Source organism: Demequina aurantiaca (assembly GCF_050598105.1).
In the GTDB taxonomy this organism is placed as follows: Bacteria; Actinomycetota; Actinomycetes; order Actinomycetales; family Demequinaceae; genus Demequina; species Demequina aurantiaca_A.
On record NZ_CP192436.1, the window covers coordinates 907,379 to 924,504 of the forward strand.

The window sequence follows — 17,126 nt, forward strand, 5'->3', positions numbered from 1 at the left end:
CGAAACGATTCGATGCGCTATGGCAACGTTCACGTGGCATTCGCGGGTCGCCAAGAACCTGGGGATGCGCGAATATCGCACAGGTGGACCGCTGCGAGGCGGGGCTCAGTAGCGACTACCGGCTGGTGGGGGTGTCCGCCAGCGCGGCGTCCAAGGCGGCGATCTGCGCCGTGAACTGCGCGCGCATCGACCGCTTCTCGTCGTCGTCGCAGAACGCGCCGTCGATTCCGGCCAGCGCGATGTTCTTCGCGTCGTCGAGGTCCAACCCGAAGGCGGGGATCGCCTCCTGGAACTCGCGCGCCATGTCGGTGCGGAAGAAGAGAGCGTCGTCGGTGGAGAAGGAGACGTTGAGGCCCGCGCGCACCATCTGCGCGATGCGGTGGTTGTGGTCGAGTGTCCACCCGGAGCAGATGGTGGTCGACAGCGGGGTTGCGGCGAAGGGGATCTGGCTCTCGCGGGCACGCTCCGTGAGTTCCGGGTCCTCGACGATCATGTAGCCGTGGTCCACGCGGTCCACCTTCAGCACGTCGAGCGCGACACGCACGTTCTCGGCCGAGTCCAGGTGACGCTCACCCGCGTGGGCGGTGGTGCGCAGCCCGTGGCGCCGCGCGAGCGCGTAGGCGTCGGCGAAGCGGGCGGGGTCCTCGGTGAGTTCGGGCGTGAGGTCATCCTGGCCCAGCGCGACCACCTCGGGCAGAGGGTTGGCGACCATGGTCTCCACAAGTTGGACGGCATCGGCGGGGGAGTCGTGGCGGTTGATGGCGACGACGATCCTGAAGCCGACGCCCAGGTCGGTCTGGGCGGCGCGCAGGCCGTCGATGATGGGGTCGAGGATTTCGCGATAGCCGATGCCGCGGGGAGCAAAGTACTGCGGGTTGATCGCGTACTCGCGGTAGCGCACCGATCCGGCGGCAACTGCCGCGCGCACCCCGTCGTATGCCACCTGGGCAAAGTCATCGGCCGTGGTCAAGACCTGGTGGGCGGCGCGGAAGGCCTCGAGGAAGTCGGCGAGGTCCGTGAAGTTGAACAGGAGCGCGGGGTCGGTGGTCGGAAGTACGACTCCCTCGCGGTCCGCGAACGCGATGAGCTGCGCGGCCGACATTGTCGACGCGAAGTGGCAGTGCAATTCCGTCTTGGGCAGCAGGCGCAGGTAGTCGTTGGTGTTCATGTGCCTATTTGACACTGTCAATGTTGCGACTCGGTTTCCGCGCCGTGGCGGTCGCGAGCTGGTCACCCGCAGGTCGTGTCACGATCGTCGGTGGTCCGGACTTGTAGGTAATGTGGGCGCGAGTGTGCTCCGGTGGGAGTGGCTCCCGCGCGGCGCGCAAGCGGCTGTCGAGGGCGCGTGCTCGGTTGCGGGGCGCGATGCAGTCGCCTTAGCGCCTTGCGCGGGAGGTGCAGATCGGACCCATAGGGCTCAGCGAGGCGCGGATACGTGCGGAATCGGACCCATAGGGCGCTCGGGTCGAGGCGAGGCGGGGTGAGGTGGGGTGAGGTGGGGCGTGGCGGGGTAAGGCCGAGGCTAGGACTCCGTGCGGCGCAGGACGTCGCTGAGCTGGCGCGCGGCGTCCATGACGGACTCCGCGTGCTCGCCGGCGGGGTGAGCGGTGAGGCGCTCGATGGGCCCGGAGATGGAGACTGCCGCGATGACGGTGCCGGCGGTGCCCCAGACAGGGGCGGAGACCGAGCTGACACCGCTCTCGCGCTCCCCGGCGGACTCGGCGTACCCGTACGCACGCACGTGTTCGAGCTCGGCGGCGGTGAAGCGGGCGCCAGCAAGGCCGCGGTGCATGCGCGTGGGTTCCTCCCACGCCAGTAGCACCTGCGCCGCGGATCCGGCCGTCATGGTCATGGTGGTGCCCACCGGGATCGAGTCGCGCAGTCCCACGGGGCGGTCCGCCGCCGCGATGCAGATGCGCTGGTCGCCGTGCGGGCGATAGAGCTGAGCGGACTCGCCGGTGCGATCCCGCAGCACCGTCAACACTGGTTGCGCGGCGCTGACCAGTCGGTCTTCGCCAACGGAGGCCGCGAGTTGAGCGAAGCGGCGTCCCAGCACGAAGGCCCCGTTGGAGTCGCGCCCTACCAGGTGGTGGTGCTCTAGGGCGAGCGCGAGCCGGTGAACCGTGGGCCGCGCGAGGTGCGTGGTGGTGACGAGTTCTGCAAGGGTCGACGGGCCCTGCTCGAGCGCGCCGAGTATCGCGGACGCCTTGTCAATGACGCCAACTCCGCTATGATTGTCCATACAGCGATACTAGCGTCTCGCATCGTGAGATGTCTAGGTCAAGGATGAACATCGCTACACGGATCTGACACCCCCGCTGGGTGCCGACATTGGAGGAACAATGGGAACCACTCTGGCTGAAAAGCTGTGGGAGAGCCACCTGGTGCGCAAGGGCACCGACGGCGCCCCGGACATCATCTACATCGACCTGCACATGTGCCACGAGGTCACGAGCGCCCAGGCGTTCGAGGGCCTGCGTATCGCTGGCCGCACCGTTCGCCGTCCCGATCTCACGATCGCGACCGAGGACCACAACACGCCCACGCTGGACATCGACCTGCCGATCGCGGACGAGACCAGCCGCATCCAGATCCAGACGCTGCGCGACAACGCCGAGGAGTTCGGCGTCCGCATCCACTCGCTCGGTGACGCCGACCAGGGTGTCGTCCACGTCGTGGGCCCGCAGCTCGGACTCACGATGCCCGGCATGACCGTGGTGTGCGGCGACTCGCACACGTCGACGCACGGCGCGTTCGGCGCGCTCGCGTTCGGCATTGGCACCTCCGAGGTCGAGCACGTGCTCGCGACCCAGACGCTTCCGCTCGCACCGTTCAAGACGATGGCGATCAACGTCGACGGCGTACTGCCCGAGGGCACCACCGCCAAGGACATCATCCTGGCTGTCATCACCAAGATCGGCACCGGCGGGGGACAGGGCTACGTGCTCGAGTACCGCGGCGACGCGATCCGTGCGCTCTCGCAGGAGGCGCGCATGACGGTGTGCAACATGTCGATCGAGGCCGGCGCTCGCGCAGGACTCATCGCCCCGGACGAGACCACCTTCGAGTACGTCAAGGGACGCCCCCACGCACCCGAGGGTGCCGACTGGGACGCCGCCGTCGCGGACTGGAAGCAGCTCGTCACGGACGACGACGCCACCTTCGACGCGGTGGTCAACCTCAACGCCGCTGACCTGGAGCCGTTCATCACCTGGGGCACCAACCCCGGCCAGGGTGCGCCGCTCAGCGCGTCAGTGCCCGACCCTGAGGACTTCGCCGATGCCGATCAGCGCGAGGCCGCGGCCAACGCCCTGAAGTACATGGGCCTGACGCCGGGCACCCCGTTCCGCGAGGTCGCCATCGACACGGTCTTCTTGGGTTCGTGCACCAACGGTCGCATCGAGGACCTCCGCGCCGCGGCGGACATCATCGCGGGCCGCGAGAAGGCGCCGAACACGCGCTTCCTGGTGGTTCCCGGTTCCGCCCGCGTCCGCCTGCAGGCGGAGGCCGAGGGTCTCGACAAGGTGTTTCTTGACTTCGGTGCCGAGTGGCGCAACGCAGGTTGCTCCATGTGCCTGGGAATGAACCCCGACCAGCTCGCCCCGCAGGAGCGCAGCGCATCCACCTCGAACCGTAACTTTGAGGGTCGCCAGGGTAAGGGCGGACGCACGCACCTCGTGTCGCCGCTCGTCGCCGCCGCCACCGCGGTGCGCGGAACGCTATCCAGCCCCGCCGACCTCGAGCCCGCCGCAGCGCTGGCGTAAGGGAGATACTCATGGAAAAGTTCACCACTCACACCGGCATCGGCGTCCCGCTGCGTCGTTCCAACGTCGACACGGACCAGATCATCCCGGCCGTCTACCTCAAGCGCGTCACGCGCACGGGTTTCGAGGACGCGCTCTTCGCCGCCTGGCGCGGGGACGACACCTTCGTCCTGAACCAGCCCGCATACAAGGCCGGCTCCGTCCTCGTGGCGGGCCCCGACTTCGGTACGGGCTCCTCGCGTGAGCACGCCGTCTGGGCGCTCAAGGACTACGGCTTCAAGGTCGTCATCGCGAGCCGCTTCGCGGACATCTTCCGCGGCAACTCGGGCAAGCAGGGCCTGCTCGCGGCCATCGTCGAGCAGAGCGACATCGAGCTGCTCTGGAAGGCGCTTGACGCCGAGCCGGGCAAGGAGCTCACCGTCTCGCTCGAGGACCAGACCGTCGCCTGTGGCGACATCACGGTGCCCTTCGAGATCGACGGCTACGTCCGCTGGCGCCTCATGGAGGGCCTCGACGACATCGGCCTGACGCTTCAGCACGAGGCGGATATCACGGAGTTCGAGAAGACCCGTGCCGCGTGGCGCCCCAAGACGCTCCCCGCGAAGACCGAACCCAAGCAGGAGATCGTCGCGGCACGCCCAGTCAGCTAGCATTTTCGCTCGAATCTGAGTGCTCCAGGAGCCGCCGTCCCCCCAAGGAGCGGCGGCTCCTGGCATGCTCGGGGCATGGTCGACGCACCCCAGTCCCCGCCCGCCGATGATGTGGCCGCCGCAGTCCCTGCTGCCCAGGTCTCGTCGCCGCCGCCTCCCACGCCGCCTGTGCCCCCGCTGGGGGCCGATGCGCTGACCGCGGCTCGTCTGCTCGCCGCCGCCCTCGTGTGTGGATCGGCCGTGCTGCTGTTCGCCATACACGCGCGGCCCTTGGGGTACATCCCGCTGGTGCTGGGCGTCGCGCTCGCCCTCGCGGTGGACAGGCGCCTGGGTCGCGACCTGGGGATCATCGCGCTGGCCCAGGTGATCATCTCGACGATCTCGCTGCGCGCGGACCTGTCGGATGCGGGCATGTTCCGATTCACGCTGGTGCTCTCCCTGGCAGTGCTGGTGCCCTGGGCGCTGTCGCGCTTCGTCTTTGGCAACCGCACCATCGTCTTCCCGGTCGGTACGGGGAAGCGGTGGTCCCGTGCGCAGTGGCTCTACCTAGGGATAGTGGTGGCCTTCGGGTACCTGGTGTTGCCCATCTACTTCATCGGTTCCGGGGCATATCAAAACTGGCCCGACCTGGAGGGCTCCACCGACATCGCTCGGCTGTTCGTGGGCGTTAACGCGGTGGGACTGTGGGACGAGCTGTTCTTCATCTGCGTGGTGTTCGCGCTCCTGCGCGCCCATTTCCCGATGTGGGTGGCGAACGTGCTGCAGTCGATCGTGTTCGTCTCGTTCCTTTGGGAACTGGGCTACCGCGAGTGGGGTCCGCTTCTCACCATTCCGTTTGCTTTGGTGCAGGGCTGGATCTTCTCGTGGACCAAGTCGCTGCCGTACGTAGTGACGGTTCACCTGCTATTCGACGCCGTGGTGTTCGGGGTGCTGGTCCACGCGCATCACCCGGAACTCTTCGACATCTTCGTGACCGCGCCGACGGTCGGTCCCTAGCGACCGACGACGACTCGCGAACGCACCAAGGCCCGCGCCTCAGTGCGAGACGCGGGCCTTGGTGTTCGGGATTAACTCACGGGAGCGGCGTTGCCGTTCTCGTAGTATTCGGTCACGTTGGTGCCGCCGATGAGCGGAACCACGTGGTCGAGTCCGACGAACTCGCCCGCGTTGTCCTGCCACAGGGCCGGGTCGAGGAGCGTGAGCTTCTCCTGGTCCCAGGTGGTCCAGTCGTCGAGCAACAGGCCGCCGGTGTCACCCGAGTTCGGGTTGATGGTCCAGAAGGTGTGGCTGATCTTCTTCTCCGCGATGAGGTTGCGGAGGTAGACCAGCCAGTCGTCCTGGCGCTGATCCTGGCCCACGCGGCCGCCCCACTCGCCAATGAGCAGCGGGTACTGGTCGTTGTCGTGGAGGTAGAGCCAGTTGGGTCCCCACACGTCCTGCGTGAGGCTAGCCTGCGAGAACTCGCCCGCGAACCATTCCTGCTCGAAGACCAGCGGTCCATAGTCGTGCGGCGAGTAGACAAGCTGATCCTGGTTGGATCCCAGTTCCAGGTCGTGGTCGGCCACGCCGCGCAGGTTTCCGCCCCACCAGTTGGTGTAATAGTCGTCCTTGTTGGTCGAATCCCAGGACTCGCCGTCCTTGGGGTAGGTCTCGATCCCCTCGACGAGGATCAAGGCATTCGGGTTGATGGCGAGAATCTTGTTCCCGGCCGTCTCCGCTACGTGCTTCCAGTTGTCGGAGTCCGTGGAGTCGTCCCACTTGGCGCGGGGAGTGTCCTTGAACGAGCCGTGCGGCTCGTTCTCGAGGTCGTAGCCGATGATGGTGTCGTCATTCTTGTAGCGCTCGGCCGTCCACTCCCACGCCTCGTAGAAGTCCTCGGTGGTGATGTCGCCCGCGTACCACATCGGTGCGATGTGACCCGAGTTGTCCGCCTTTGCCGAGTGGACGTCGAGGATGACCTTCACGCCGGCGTCCTTTGAAGCGTCGAGGAACGCGTCGAACACTCCCAGGGTGGTGAGGCCCTGCAGTTCCGGGTTGGCGTAGGTGTTGACGCCCGAGGGCACCGCGGCCTGGCCGTTCTTCCATTCCATCAGCAGTTCGGTGGAAATGGGGACACGCAGGACGTTGAACCCGTGGGCACTGATCTGGTCGATGGTGTCGTACAGATTGACCGACCACAGGCCGTGAGGAACCCGCTCGGTGGTGTTGAACCCGAACCAGTTCGCTCCGGTGAGCCAGACGGGGTTTTCGTCCGCATCGACGATCGTGTTGCCGTCAATGTGCAGCCAGTCGTCATTGCTCTCGCTGGGCTCCACCGGATCCGGGGTCTCGGTCGGGTCTGGCGTCGGCGTCGGGGTCGGGTCCGGTGTCACGGTCGGGTCGGGAGTGGGAGTCGGGTCGGGAGTCACGCTCGGGTCCGGGGTGGGGTCCGTGGTGAGGGCACCGTTGCAGGCGATTGGGCCTGCGGTAGGTGTGGCGCCGGAGCCCTGGAAGCCCCAATCCGCGAATTGGCCGCTTGCCAGCGTGCCGTTCCATCCCACGTCCGAGGCGTTGGCCACGCCCGTCGCGCCAGTCGCCAGGGTGGAGTTCCAGGCGTTGCCGACGGTGGAGCTGCCAAGGCCCACCGCTACGGTCCAACCGTTGACGCCCCCCGCGCCGCCGGTGACCTTGACGTTGCCGATGTAGCCTCCCGGCCACGAGTTCGCGATGGTGAGCTCCGCGCTGCAGTTCTCGGCTGCGGACGCGCTCGCGGCCACCATCGTTGCTCCCGCGAGAAGTGCCGCGGTGGTCGCCGCCGCGGCAACAATTCGTGTTCGGCCGCGCTTGCCACTGCGGGGTAACTGTGCCTGGTCAATATCTTTTTTCATGTCGATCTTTCCTCCGGCTTCGTTGGCGGATCGGGAGCTAGGGAACCCCCAAAACGGACATTAGCCGCACTCGTAACGTTTCGCTACCGGTGGTGGAGAGCGACCCATCCCGTGTGCTGAGGGTGTGACAAATCTGACGCGGAACTGCGGCGGCGCGGCAAGTGGCGACCGGGGGAGTCGCCAATGGCCCGGGAATCGAATGGCTGCGAGCCGCCCGCGCACCCGCGCTGGCCGTTTGGCCGAGTTTTGACGCCTACGCGCAGGCGAGCTATCGCCCCACGGGGGCGGCGTTGCCGTTCTCGTAGTATTCGGTCACGTTGGTGCCGTCGATGAGCGGAACGACGTGGTCGAGGCCCACGAAGTCACCCTCGGAGTCCTGCCACAGGGCTGGATCGAGGAGCGCTAGCTTCTCCTGGTCCCACGTAGCCCAGTCGTCGAGCAGCAGCCCGCCGGTGTCAGCGGAATTGGGGTTGACCGTCCAGAAGGTGTGGTTGATCTTCTTCTCGGCGATGAGGTTTCGCAGGTACAGCATCCAGTCGTCCTGGCGCTGATCCTCACCGATGCGGCCTCCCCATTCGCCGATGAGCAACGGGTACTGGTCGTTGTCGTGGAGGTACAGCCAGTTGGGTCCCCACACGTCCTCCGTGAGGCTCGCCTGAGAGAACTCGCCGGTGAACCACGGCTGCTCGTACACCAGCGGCCCGTATTCGTGCGGCGAGTACACCAGCTGGTCCTGGTCGGATCCGAGGTCCAGGTCGTGGTCGGCCACGCCGCGCAGGTTTCCGCCCCACCAGTTTGAGTAGTAGTCGCCGCCGTCCGTGGAGTCCCAGGACTTGCCGTCCTTGGGGTAGGTCTCGATGCCCTCGACGAGGATCAGTACGTTGGGGTTGATGGCGAGGATCTTGTTCGCAATCGTCTGGGCTACGTACTTCCAATTGTCCGGGTCCGTGGAGCCGTCCCACTTGGCGCGAGGCGAATCCTGGAACGTGCCGTGCGGCTCGTTCTCGAGGTCGTAGCCGATGATCGTGTCGTCGTTCTTGTAGCGCTCGGCAGTCCATACCCACGCGTCGTAGAAGTCCTCCGTGGTGATCGAACCCGAGTACCACATCGGCGCGACGTGACCCGCGTTGTCGGCCGCGGCGGAGTGAACATCGAGGATGACCTTCACGCCGGCGTCCTTGGAGGCGGCCAGGAAGGCGTCAAAAACGCCGAGGGTAGTGAGGCCCTCCAGCTCGGGGTTGGCGTGCGTGTTGATTCCCGAGGCGACGGCGGCCTGGCCGTTCTTCCACTCCAGGAGCAGCTCAGTGGAAATGGGGACGCGCAGCACGTTGAATCCATGGGCACTGATTTGATCGACGGTGTCGTTCAGGTTCGCCGTCCAAAGACCGTGTAGTACGCGTTCAGTGGTGTTAAAGCCGAACCAATTCGCGCCGGTCAGCCACACAGGATTTCCCTGCGAGTCCACGATCGTGTTGCCGTCAGTGTGGAGCCAGTCATCATTGCTTTCGCTGGGCTCGAACCCGTCGGGAGACTGGGTGGGTTCCGGGGTGGCACTCGGTTGCGGTGTCAGGCTCGGCGCCGAGGCGGGGTCCGAGTCCGGAGTCACGCTCGGGTCTGAGGTATTGGCCACCGCAAGTTCGCCGTTGCATTCGAGCGGGCCTGCCGCCGGTGCGGCGCCAACGCTCTGAAAGCCCCACTCGGTGACCTCGCCGCTCGCGAGCACGGCGTTGCGGCCCACGTCCGATGCGTTGGAGTCGCCAGTCGCGCCGGCCGCCAGGGTGGAGTTCCAGGCGGATTCGACGGTCGAGTCACCTAGCCCGACCGCTACTGTCCAGCCGTCGACGCCATCAGCGCCGCCGGCTACTTGAACTCGCGCGATGTAGCCTTCCGGCCACGACTGAGCGATGGTCAGCTCGGCGCTGCATCCGTCGACCGCAGAGGCGTTCGCAGCCACGAGTGTCGCGCCCGCCGCAAGCGCTACGACGGTGACACCGGCGGCGATAATCCAGGGTTGGGCCCGCCTATTGCGACCCGTGCTAAGCGGCGGACGTCTGCCGTCAAGTTCCTGATTCATAGTGATCTTCCTCCGGCGTCGTAGGCGGATTACGAGCGGGCGGCACTCCCAAAACGGATAGTCGCCGCGCCCGCAATGTTTCGCCGCCCGTCGGAGTGGGCAGCGCTTCCCATGTGCGCAGGAAGAGACAAATCTGTCCTAGGGTACCCGTAGCCCGGCAGGCGCCGCCTGGCTGCGGCATCTATGACAGGGCCACCTTTTCGTCCAGGTACTTGCCCTGGCGGCCGCGGGCGTGGCGTGGCGTGGCGTGGCCCTTGCGGCGACATAGGGGAAGATGGACTAATGACCGACTCAATTCGCATTCACGGTGGTCGTCCACTTGAGGGTGAGATCACCGTCCGCGGGGCAAAGAACTTTGTGTCCAAGGCGATGGTGGCGGCCCTGCTGGGCTCGACCCCATCCACCCTTCGCAACGTCCCCGAGATCCGTGACGTGGGCGTGGTAGCTGGCCTCCTACGCCTCCACGGCGTCGAGGTGAACTACGACGTCGAATCCGGCGTCGTCAACATGGATACGTCTGACCTGAACCCCGCCGAGGCGATAGACATCGCCGCGCACGCGGGTTCCTCGCGCATCCCCATCCTCTTGTGCGGGCCGTTGCTGCACCGCTTGGGCGAGGCAGTCATCCCCGACCTGGGCGGCTGCCGTATCGGCGACCGGCCCATCGACTTCCACCTCGAGATCCTGCAGAAGTTCGGCGCGACGGTGTCCCAGTCCGGCGACGGGCTGCACCTCACCGCACCCAACGGCCTTAAGGGCATCCGCTACGCGCTGTCCTACCCATCGGTGGGCGCCACGGAGCAGCTGTTGCTGACCGCCGTGATGGCCGAGGGGACCACGCTGCTGGAAAACGCCGCGGTGGAGCCGGAGATCAAGGACCTGATTGACACGCTCCAGAAGATGGGCGCGATCATCTCCGTCGACACGGATCGCACCATCCAGATCGAGGGCGTCAAGTCCATGCGCGGGTACGACCACACCGCGCTGTGCGACCGCATCGAGGTCGCGTCGTGGGCGAGCGCGGCACTGGCGACTAAGGGCAACATCTTTGTTCACGGCGCGCAGCAGCGCACCATGGGCACGTTCCTCAATGTCTTCCGCAAGGTGGGCGGCGAGTTCGACGTCGTCGACGACGGCATCCGGTTCTACCACCCCGGCGGCGAGCTTCACTCAATTGCGTTGCAGACCGATGTCCACCCCGGCTTCATGACCGACTGGCAGCAGCCGCTGGTGGTGGCGCTCACGCAGGCGACGGGGCTGAGCATCGTCCACGAGACCGTCTACGAGCAGCGGTTCGGCTTCACCTCCGCGCTCAATGCGATGGGCGCCCAGGTTCAACTATTCCGCGAGTGCCTGGGTGACCGGACCTGCCGCTTTGGGCAGCGCAACTTCCAGCACTCTGCTGTGATCTATGGGCCCACGCCGCTGACCGCGGCAGACATTGAGGTCCCCGACCTTCGGGGCGGCTTCTCCCACCTGATCGCGGCGCTCGCCGCGACGGGTACCTCCAACGTGTCCGGCATTGGCATCATCGACCGCGGTTACGAGAATTTCCGCGCCAAGCTTGTGGCGCTCGGCGCCAGCATCGAGTAATCGCGTATGACGACCGGCGCTCCGCCGTGGTACCGAGTGGTGGCGTCAGTGATGCGCCCCGTGGCGTCCCTTGCGATGCGAAAAGACTGGCACGGTGCCGAGCACCTTCCTGTCGACACGGGCTACATCGCCGTCTCCAATCACGTCTCCCCGGTAGACCCGCTCACGTTCGCGCACTTCCTCTACAACAACGGTCGGCCGCCGCGTTTCCTCGCGAAGGCCAGCCTGTTCGACCTGCCCGTGGCGGGCTGGCTGCTCACCAAACTTGACCAAATTCCCGTGTATCGAGGCACCAAGCGCGCCCGTGACGCGATCGACGCGGGCGCCGTTGTGCTCGCGCGAGGGGACATGATCGCGATGTTTCCCGAGGGCACTCTGACTAAGGACCCCGACCTGTGGCCCATGACCGCGCGCCCTGGCGCCGCGCGGATGGCCCTCGAGCAGAACGTCCCCGTCGTCCCCGTCGCTCAGTGGGGAGCGCATCGGCTCATCGCTCAGGACTCCAAGAAGCTTCACCCGTTCCCACGCAAGGAAATCACTGTGGTTGCGGGGCCGCCCATCGACCTCGACGAGTTCCGAGGCAAGCCCATCGACGCCGCACTTTTGCGTGCGGCGACTATCAAAATTATGGCGACGTTGACCTCTATGCTGGAGGAAATTCGGGGCGAGACCGCTCCCGCCGAGCCGTTCGACCCACGCGACAGGAAGCGAGACGCATGACTAAGGCTGCAGTCCTAGGAGCCGGCGCGTGGGGAACCACCTTCGCCGCCGTGATGGCCGACGCCGGCACTGAGGTGTCGTTGTGGGGTCGTGACGCCGACGTGGTCGCGGGGATCAACTCTCACCGTCACCACGAGCGCGCACTGCCGGGACTCGAACTCCCGTCCGGCATCCGGGCTACCACCGTGATGGACGATGCCCTGGCCGGCGCGGACATCGTCGCTGTTGCCCTCCCGTCGCAGCACGTGCGCGCGGTGTTAGAGGGGCATGGCGCGGCGCTTCCCGCCGATGCCATCGTCACGTCGCTGATGAAGGGTATCGAGCTCGGCACGCACGAGCGCATGAGCGAGGTCCTGGCCGAGGTTTGGTCGTTGCCCAAGGAGCGGATCACCGTCGTGTCGGGGCCCAACCTCGCGCGCGAAATCGCGGCGAAGCAGCCCACGGCCACCGTTGTCGCCGGGTACGAGATCGAGGCGGCGGAACGCCTGGCTGAGGCCACCGCCTCGAGTTACTTCCGCCCCTACACGAATACCGACGTGGCGGGTGTCGAGCTCTGCGGAGCGTACAAGAACATCATCGCGGTCGCTGTGGGCATCACCGCGGGGCTGGGGTTCGGACACAACACCACGGCCACCGTCATCACCCGCGGGCTTGCTGAGATCACGCGACTGGGGCTGGCGCTTGGCGCGTCGCCAGAGACGTTCTCGGGCCTCGCGGGAATGGGAGACCTCATCGCGACATGCGCCTCGCCGCTGTCACGCAACCACACGCTGGGTGCCCACATCGGGCGCGGCGCGACGCTGGAGAACGCCATCGCGCTGACGGGTGGCACCGCGGAGGGCGTGAAGACGTCGCTGTCAGTGCGGGAACTCGCGGCGACTGTCGGGATCGACATCCCCATCTGTGACGCCGTGGTCGAGATGCTGCACGAGGGCAAGCCGAAGGAAGCGGTTCTTCAGGCGCTGCTGGCTCGACCGCGCAAGGCCGAGGGAAACTAAGCGCGTGGACAAGCCCACTGTCGCCGTCGCGTTTGGCGGACGCTCGTCCGAGCACGGAGTCTCCTGCGTCACTGCGGGTGGAGTTCTCGGTGCGATCGATCGTGAACGCTGGAATGTGGTCGCGCTGGGGATCACCTCGGACGGCCGCTGGACAGTTGCTAGCGATGCGCCCGAGGACTGGGCGATCGTCGACGGGAAGCTGCCGACGGTCAAGGATGACGGCGAGACCGTCCTGCTGCCCGTCAGCGCCGGTGACAAAATCTGGCGGGTCGAGGGTCACGACGGCCACATCCGCCACCTTGCGAACATCGACGTGGTGTTCCCGGTATTGCACGGGCCATATGGAGAGGACGGCACGCTTCAGGGCGCGCTGGAGCTCCTAGACATTCGTTACGTCGGCGCTGGCGTCCTCGCCTCCGCTCTCGGCATGGACAAAGAGTTCATGAAGACTGCTTTCAAGGCCGCGGGTTTGCCCGTCACCCCCGACGTGGTGTTGTACCCGGGCGACGACGTTGAGGGCCACCGCGCCGACGTTGAGGCGCTCGGCCTGCCGCTCTTCGTCAAGCCGGCGCGGGCGGGCTCCTCGATGGGCATCTCGCGCGTCGACGACCTCACGGAGCTCGAGGCAGCGGTCGCCGAGGCGGTGTTGCACGACCCCAAGGTGCTGATCGAGCGCGGGGTGAGCGGTCGAGAGATCGAGACCGCGGTGCTCGCGACGGCCACCGAGGTGCGCGTCTCGCCCGCCGGCGAGATAGTCGCGGGCGACGACCACGCCTTCTACGACTTCGAGGCGAAGTACCTGGATGAGGGCCACGTGCGACTGCTGTGCCCCACGACGCTTCCCGCAGGGGTGGCGGATGTGGTCGCGGACTACGCGCGGCGCGCCTTCCGAGCGGTAGGGGCGGAGGGACTCGCGCGTGTCGACGCGTTCGTGGCCGAGGACGGCACCGTGACGGTCAACGAGATCAACACGATGCCGGGCTTCACCACCACGAGCATGTACCCGCGGATGTGGGCCTCGGCGGGCGTCGAGTACCCCGAACTGGTGCAGACTCTGCTCGAGACGGCGCTGGAACGCCGAATCGGCCTACGCTAAGGAACTCGCCGGGCCATATCGGACCATTAGGACTCAGTCGGCGCTCAAAACGTGCGTTAACGGACCCCTAGGGCGCCACGACGTGGTCGTGGCCGTCCAGGGGAGGCGCTAGCGGCACTCCAGGCCGTTGCTCGGCGCAAGTGCGGCGGCGTCGGAGATCTCCGCGAGAACGTCGCCGACCGCCGCGTCGGCCCGGACCTTGGGCACGCGCAACTCGAGGGCGGGGGAGTGCCCGAAGGTTACTGCGAGCCAGTCGTCGCCGTCCTCCTCGACCAGCCAACCCATCGTGACGGACGGGGTGTCCACCTGCGTGCAGGACTCGGCGGTGGGTCCGGGAGGCTCTACACCGCAGCGCGCGACGATGGGGAACTCCTCTGCCCACGCGCTCGTGGCCTGCGAGGAGGTTCCGCGCACCGCGAGGCCGCCGAGGACGTCGGGGACCGCCAGCATCACATCGGCGCAGTGGGGATCGGCCGCGTACAGAGCCGGTTCCACGATGAGGGGCTGTGTGCATCCGGCCAGGGCCATTGCAGTGAGCACGCCCAGGGCGGCGAATCGGGCACGAAGCATGGATCAAGCCTACGGCCGCCGCGGGGGTGTGCGGCACGCCGTGGCGCGACCAGTATGGTCGGAGCGTGAACACCGCACGCCAACTAGTCTCGGGGCTGCCGCACCGGCGCGCGTTCTCGCTGGCTTGGCCCGCGATCCTGTCCAATATCTCCGTCCCGTTGGTGGGGCTGGTCGACACCGCCATGCTCGGGCACTTCTCGGACGAGCTCAACCTTGGTGCCGTGGCCCTGGGGGCCACCGTGCTCGGCGCCGTCTTCTGGCTAATGTCCTTTCTGCGCACCGGCACCACCTCGCTCGTGGGACGCGCGCGCGGAGCGGGCGACGACGCCCTCGCCGTGAAGCACACCCAGCGAGCCGTGCTGCTCGCGCTGGCGCTCTCAGCGGCGGTGCTGATAATCCAGGCGCCCATCGTGCCCTGGGTCATGGGCCTGCTCACGCCGGAGGGCGCTGTGGGCGCCGTCGCATCGGACTACACCTCGATCCGGCTGCTCTCGGCGCCGGCGGTGCTCCTGACGCTCGTGGTCACCGGCTGGTTCATCGGCTCGGGCGACACCAAGCGGCCGCTCGCGACGGTGGCGGTCGTGGCGACTATCAACATCGTGCTCGACGCGACCTTTGTCGCGGGCTTTGGATGGGGCGCGCAGGGCGCCGCTGCCGCGACCGTGATCGCCGAGTGGGCGGGGCTGGCCGTGGCGCTGTGGCTGTGGTGGCGCATGGCCGGCCCCACCATCCGAGCGATGGTGGCCAAGTGGCGCGGGCGAGGTCTGCGCAGCGGCTGGTCCTCGCTGCTGGGCATGAACCGCGACATCTTCCTGCGCACGCTGATCCTCTACGCGGTGATCACCTTCGTCACGGCGTACGGCTCGCACATTTCGCTGACGGTGCTGGCGGCCAATGCGATCCTCATGCAACTGATGTACCTGGCTTCGTACGGGCAGGACGGGTACGCGGCCGCGGCCGAGTCGATGGCGGCGCGCGAGATTGGTGCCCGAGACGTCCGCGGTCTGCACCGCGCGGTTGCCGCTGCGACGCTCCCCGCCTTGGCCATTGGCGCCGTCTTCACAATCGCCTACCTGGTGGCCGGACCGACGTTCATTGGGATCCTCACGTCCTTGCCCGACGTGACCGATGCCGCGCTGGCGGCGCTCCCGTGGGTCGCGGTGTTGCCGCTGGCCTCCGCCGCCGCTTACCTGTTCGACGGGGTGTTCCTGGGCAGCGGCAAGGTGGGATGGATGCTGCTCGGCATGGCGGTCTCCGCGGCGATCTTCGCGCTCGCCTGGTGGCTAGGCTCGACCACGGATGACCCCAACGGCAACCTGTGGCGCGCGTTCGCCATCTTCAATTTCGCTCGGGGCGCCACCCTGGGGCTCGCCTACTGGCGTCAGACCGTCGCGGGCACCTGGTTGACTCGCGCGCACACCCATCCTTAAGCCCTATGTGGGGGCAGTGGGCGTGAGCGAGGTGGCCGTTTTTCACCCGTAGGCTCGTGTCATGACGACTATCGGTGAAATCGACGAGGACGCGCTCATCGCGTTGTTCGCCCCACGGCTGCCCACTTCCGATGCGGAGATCCTGGGGGCGGGGGACGATGCGGCGGTGATCTCCGTCGACGGCGACTTGGTTGTCTCGAGCGACGTGCTGATCGAGAATCGGCACTTCCGCACCGAGTGGTCGACGGGAGCGGACGTCGGCTGGCGCGCCGCGATGCAGAACCTCGCGGACATTGACGCGATGGGCGCGGTTCCCACCGCGTTGCAGGTCACTCTCGCCGCCCCGGCCAGCACCCTCGTGGAGTGGGTCCTGGACTTCGCCGACGGTCTGCGCGAGGCGTGCGAGCCTCACGGAGTCGGCGTGGTGGGCGGAGACCTCAGCGGCGCGAGCGAGATCGCCATCTCGGTCACCGCGCTCGGCGAGACACACGGCACCCAGCCGGTGACCAGGGCCGATGCCGTCTTTGGGCAGGTCGTGGCGGTGGCAGGGCCGCTGGGAGGCGCCAAGGCGGGATTCGAGCAGCTCACCCGCGGTGTGCGTGCCGACGAGGCCACCATCGCGTTGTTCCTGCGCCCCTGTCCGCGCATCGGAGCCGGGCTTGAGGGAGCGCTCTACGGGGCGACCGCGATGATGGATCTCTCCGACGGCCTGGTGCGCGACGCGGGTCGGATTGCACGCGCCTCCGAGGTGGGGATCGACATCGACTCGACGTTGGTGCCGATCCACGAGGGTGCCCGCATTGCAGGGGCCGCGCTGGGCATGGACCCGCTCGACTGGGCGCTGGCGGGAGGCGAGGACCACCACATGGTCGCCGTGTTCCCGAGTGAGTCAGCGGTACCGCCGGGCTGGACAGTGGTGGGGGTCACCACCGACGAGTTCACCGGGGTGCGCGTAGACGGCGCCGCGCCACTCTCGCGCGGCTGGGATCACTTCGGCGGCTAAGGCCCTCGTCTGCACGCCCGATGGGCGGTGGGCGGCGCGCGCCCGGGGCAACCGAGCATCGGCCGCCGGGGCATGAAAAAAGCGGGCATCCCGTGAGGGAGTGCCCGCTTTTCGCAGTCAAGCAGAAATTAGATGTTGCGGGTAACCTTGCCGGCCTTGAGGCACGAGGTGCACACGTTAAGGCGCTTAGGTGTTCCGGCAACCACAGCACGGACGCGCTGGATGTTCGGGTTCCAGCGACGTGAGGTACGGCGGTGAGAGTGCGAAATAGAGTTACCGAATGACGGACCCTTGCCGCAGACCTCGCAGTTGGCAGCCACGATAGTTCTCCTAGGATTATGCGCGAACAAGTTGTATACCG

15 protein-coding genes are annotated in these 17,126 nt (G+C 67.0%); 9 read left to right on the forward strand and 6 right to left on the reverse strand.

Annotated elements, in window-relative coordinates:
* Positions 1-115: 115 nt before the first annotated feature.
* Complete coding sequence (gene add, locus ACQU6B_RS04060) at positions 116-1,168, reverse strand: adenosine deaminase (RefSeq protein ID WP_430868766.1); 1,053 nt, start codon at positions 1,166-1,168, stop codon at positions 116-118.
* A gap of 354 nt (positions 1,169-1,522) precedes the next feature.
* On the reverse strand, positions 1,523-2,242 hold the full coding sequence (locus ACQU6B_RS04065; RefSeq protein WP_430868767.1) for an IclR family transcriptional regulator: 720 nt from the start codon (positions 2,240-2,242) through the stop codon (positions 1,523-1,525).
* 100 nt (positions 2,243-2,342) lie between these two features.
* Between ACQU6B_RS04065 and leuC the strand changes: the two genes are divergently transcribed.
* From leuC to ACQU6B_RS04080, 3 genes are all read left to right on the forward strand, one after another.
* Positions 2,343-3,764 (forward strand): 3-isopropylmalate dehydratase large subunit, encoded by a 1,422-nt coding sequence (gene leuC, locus ACQU6B_RS04070; RefSeq protein WP_430868768.1) that lies wholly within the window; start codon positions 2,343-2,345, stop codon positions 3,762-3,764.
* An 11-nt stretch (positions 3,765-3,775) separates the two neighbouring features.
* The gene (gene leuD, locus ACQU6B_RS04075; RefSeq protein WP_430868769.1) at positions 3,776-4,414 is read left to right on the forward strand and encodes a 3-isopropylmalate dehydratase small subunit; all 639 of its coding nucleotides are present in this window, start codon (positions 3,776-3,778) and stop codon (positions 4,412-4,414) included.
* A 75-nt stretch (positions 4,415-4,489) separates the two neighbouring features.
* Positions 4,490-5,410, forward strand: a complete 921-nt coding sequence (locus ACQU6B_RS04080; protein WP_430868770.1) for a CPBP family intramembrane glutamic endopeptidase — start codon at positions 4,490-4,492, stop codon at positions 5,408-5,410.
* Between the two features lie 71 nt (positions 5,411-5,481).
* Here the strand turns inward: ACQU6B_RS04080 and ACQU6B_RS04085 are convergent, their stop codons facing one another.
* Both ACQU6B_RS04085 and ACQU6B_RS04090 read right to left on the reverse strand, forming a co-directional pair.
* Positions 5,482-7,281: a cellulase family glycosylhydrolase gene (locus ACQU6B_RS04085; protein ID WP_430868771.1), complete on the reverse strand. Its 1,800-nt coding sequence runs from the start codon at positions 7,279-7,281 to the stop codon at positions 5,482-5,484.
* A 268-nt stretch (positions 7,282-7,549) separates the two neighbouring features.
* On the reverse strand, positions 7,550-9,355 hold the full coding sequence (locus tag ACQU6B_RS04090) for a cellulase family glycosylhydrolase (protein WP_430868772.1): 1,806 nt from the start codon (positions 9,353-9,355) through the stop codon (positions 7,550-7,552).
* 282 nt (positions 9,356-9,637) lie between these two features.
* On the opposite strand from ACQU6B_RS04090, the gene murA reads away from it, so the two are divergent.
* From murA to ACQU6B_RS04110, 4 genes are read left to right on the forward strand one after another with little or no spacing between them, the layout of a single operon-like run.
* Positions 9,638-10,948: a UDP-N-acetylglucosamine 1-carboxyvinyltransferase gene (gene murA / locus ACQU6B_RS04095; RefSeq protein ID WP_430868773.1), complete on the forward strand. Its 1,311-nt coding sequence runs from the start codon at positions 9,638-9,640 to the stop codon at positions 10,946-10,948.
* Positions 10,949-10,954: 6 nt separating this feature from the next.
* Entirely contained in the window at positions 10,955-11,668 is a 714-nt protein-coding gene (locus ACQU6B_RS04100; RefSeq protein ID WP_430868774.1) for a lysophospholipid acyltransferase family protein, read from the forward strand.
* Entirely contained in the window at positions 11,665-12,666 is a 1,002-nt protein-coding gene (locus tag ACQU6B_RS04105; RefSeq protein WP_430868775.1) for an NAD(P)H-dependent glycerol-3-phosphate dehydrogenase, read from the forward strand. The genes ACQU6B_RS04100 and ACQU6B_RS04105 overlap by 4 nt, the downstream gene beginning before the upstream one ends.
* A gap of 4 nt (positions 12,667-12,670) precedes the next feature.
* Positions 12,671-13,762: a D-alanine--D-alanine ligase family protein gene (locus ACQU6B_RS04110; protein ID WP_430868776.1), complete on the forward strand. Its 1,092-nt coding sequence runs from the start codon at positions 12,671-12,673 to the stop codon at positions 13,760-13,762.
* Positions 13,763-13,870: 108 nt separating this feature from the next.
* Here the strand turns inward: ACQU6B_RS04110 and ACQU6B_RS04115 are convergent, their stop codons facing one another.
* Positions 13,871-14,332, reverse strand: coding sequence for a DUF3515 family protein (locus ACQU6B_RS04115; RefSeq protein WP_430868777.1), 462 nt, complete (start codon positions 14,330-14,332; stop codon positions 13,871-13,873).
* A gap of 65 nt (positions 14,333-14,397) precedes the next feature.
* Between ACQU6B_RS04115 and ACQU6B_RS04120 the strand changes: the two genes are divergently transcribed.
* Both ACQU6B_RS04120 and ACQU6B_RS04125 read left to right on the forward strand, forming a co-directional pair.
* Complete coding sequence (locus ACQU6B_RS04120; RefSeq protein WP_430868778.1) at positions 14,398-15,762, forward strand: MATE family efflux transporter; 1,365 nt, start codon at positions 14,398-14,400, stop codon at positions 15,760-15,762.
* 61 nt (positions 15,763-15,823) lie between these two features.
* Complete coding sequence (locus ACQU6B_RS04125; RefSeq protein WP_430868779.1) at positions 15,824-16,765, forward strand: thiamine-phosphate kinase; 942 nt, start codon at positions 15,824-15,826, stop codon at positions 16,763-16,765.
* A 128-nt stretch (positions 16,766-16,893) separates the two neighbouring features.
* Here ACQU6B_RS04125 and rpmB read toward each other — a convergent pair whose 3' ends face one another.
* The gene (gene rpmB, locus ACQU6B_RS04130) at positions 16,894-17,085 is read right to left on the reverse strand and encodes a 50S ribosomal protein L28 (RefSeq protein WP_430868780.1); all 192 of its coding nucleotides are present in this window, start codon (positions 17,083-17,085) and stop codon (positions 16,894-16,896) included.
* Positions 17,086-17,126: the final 41 nt, after the last annotated feature.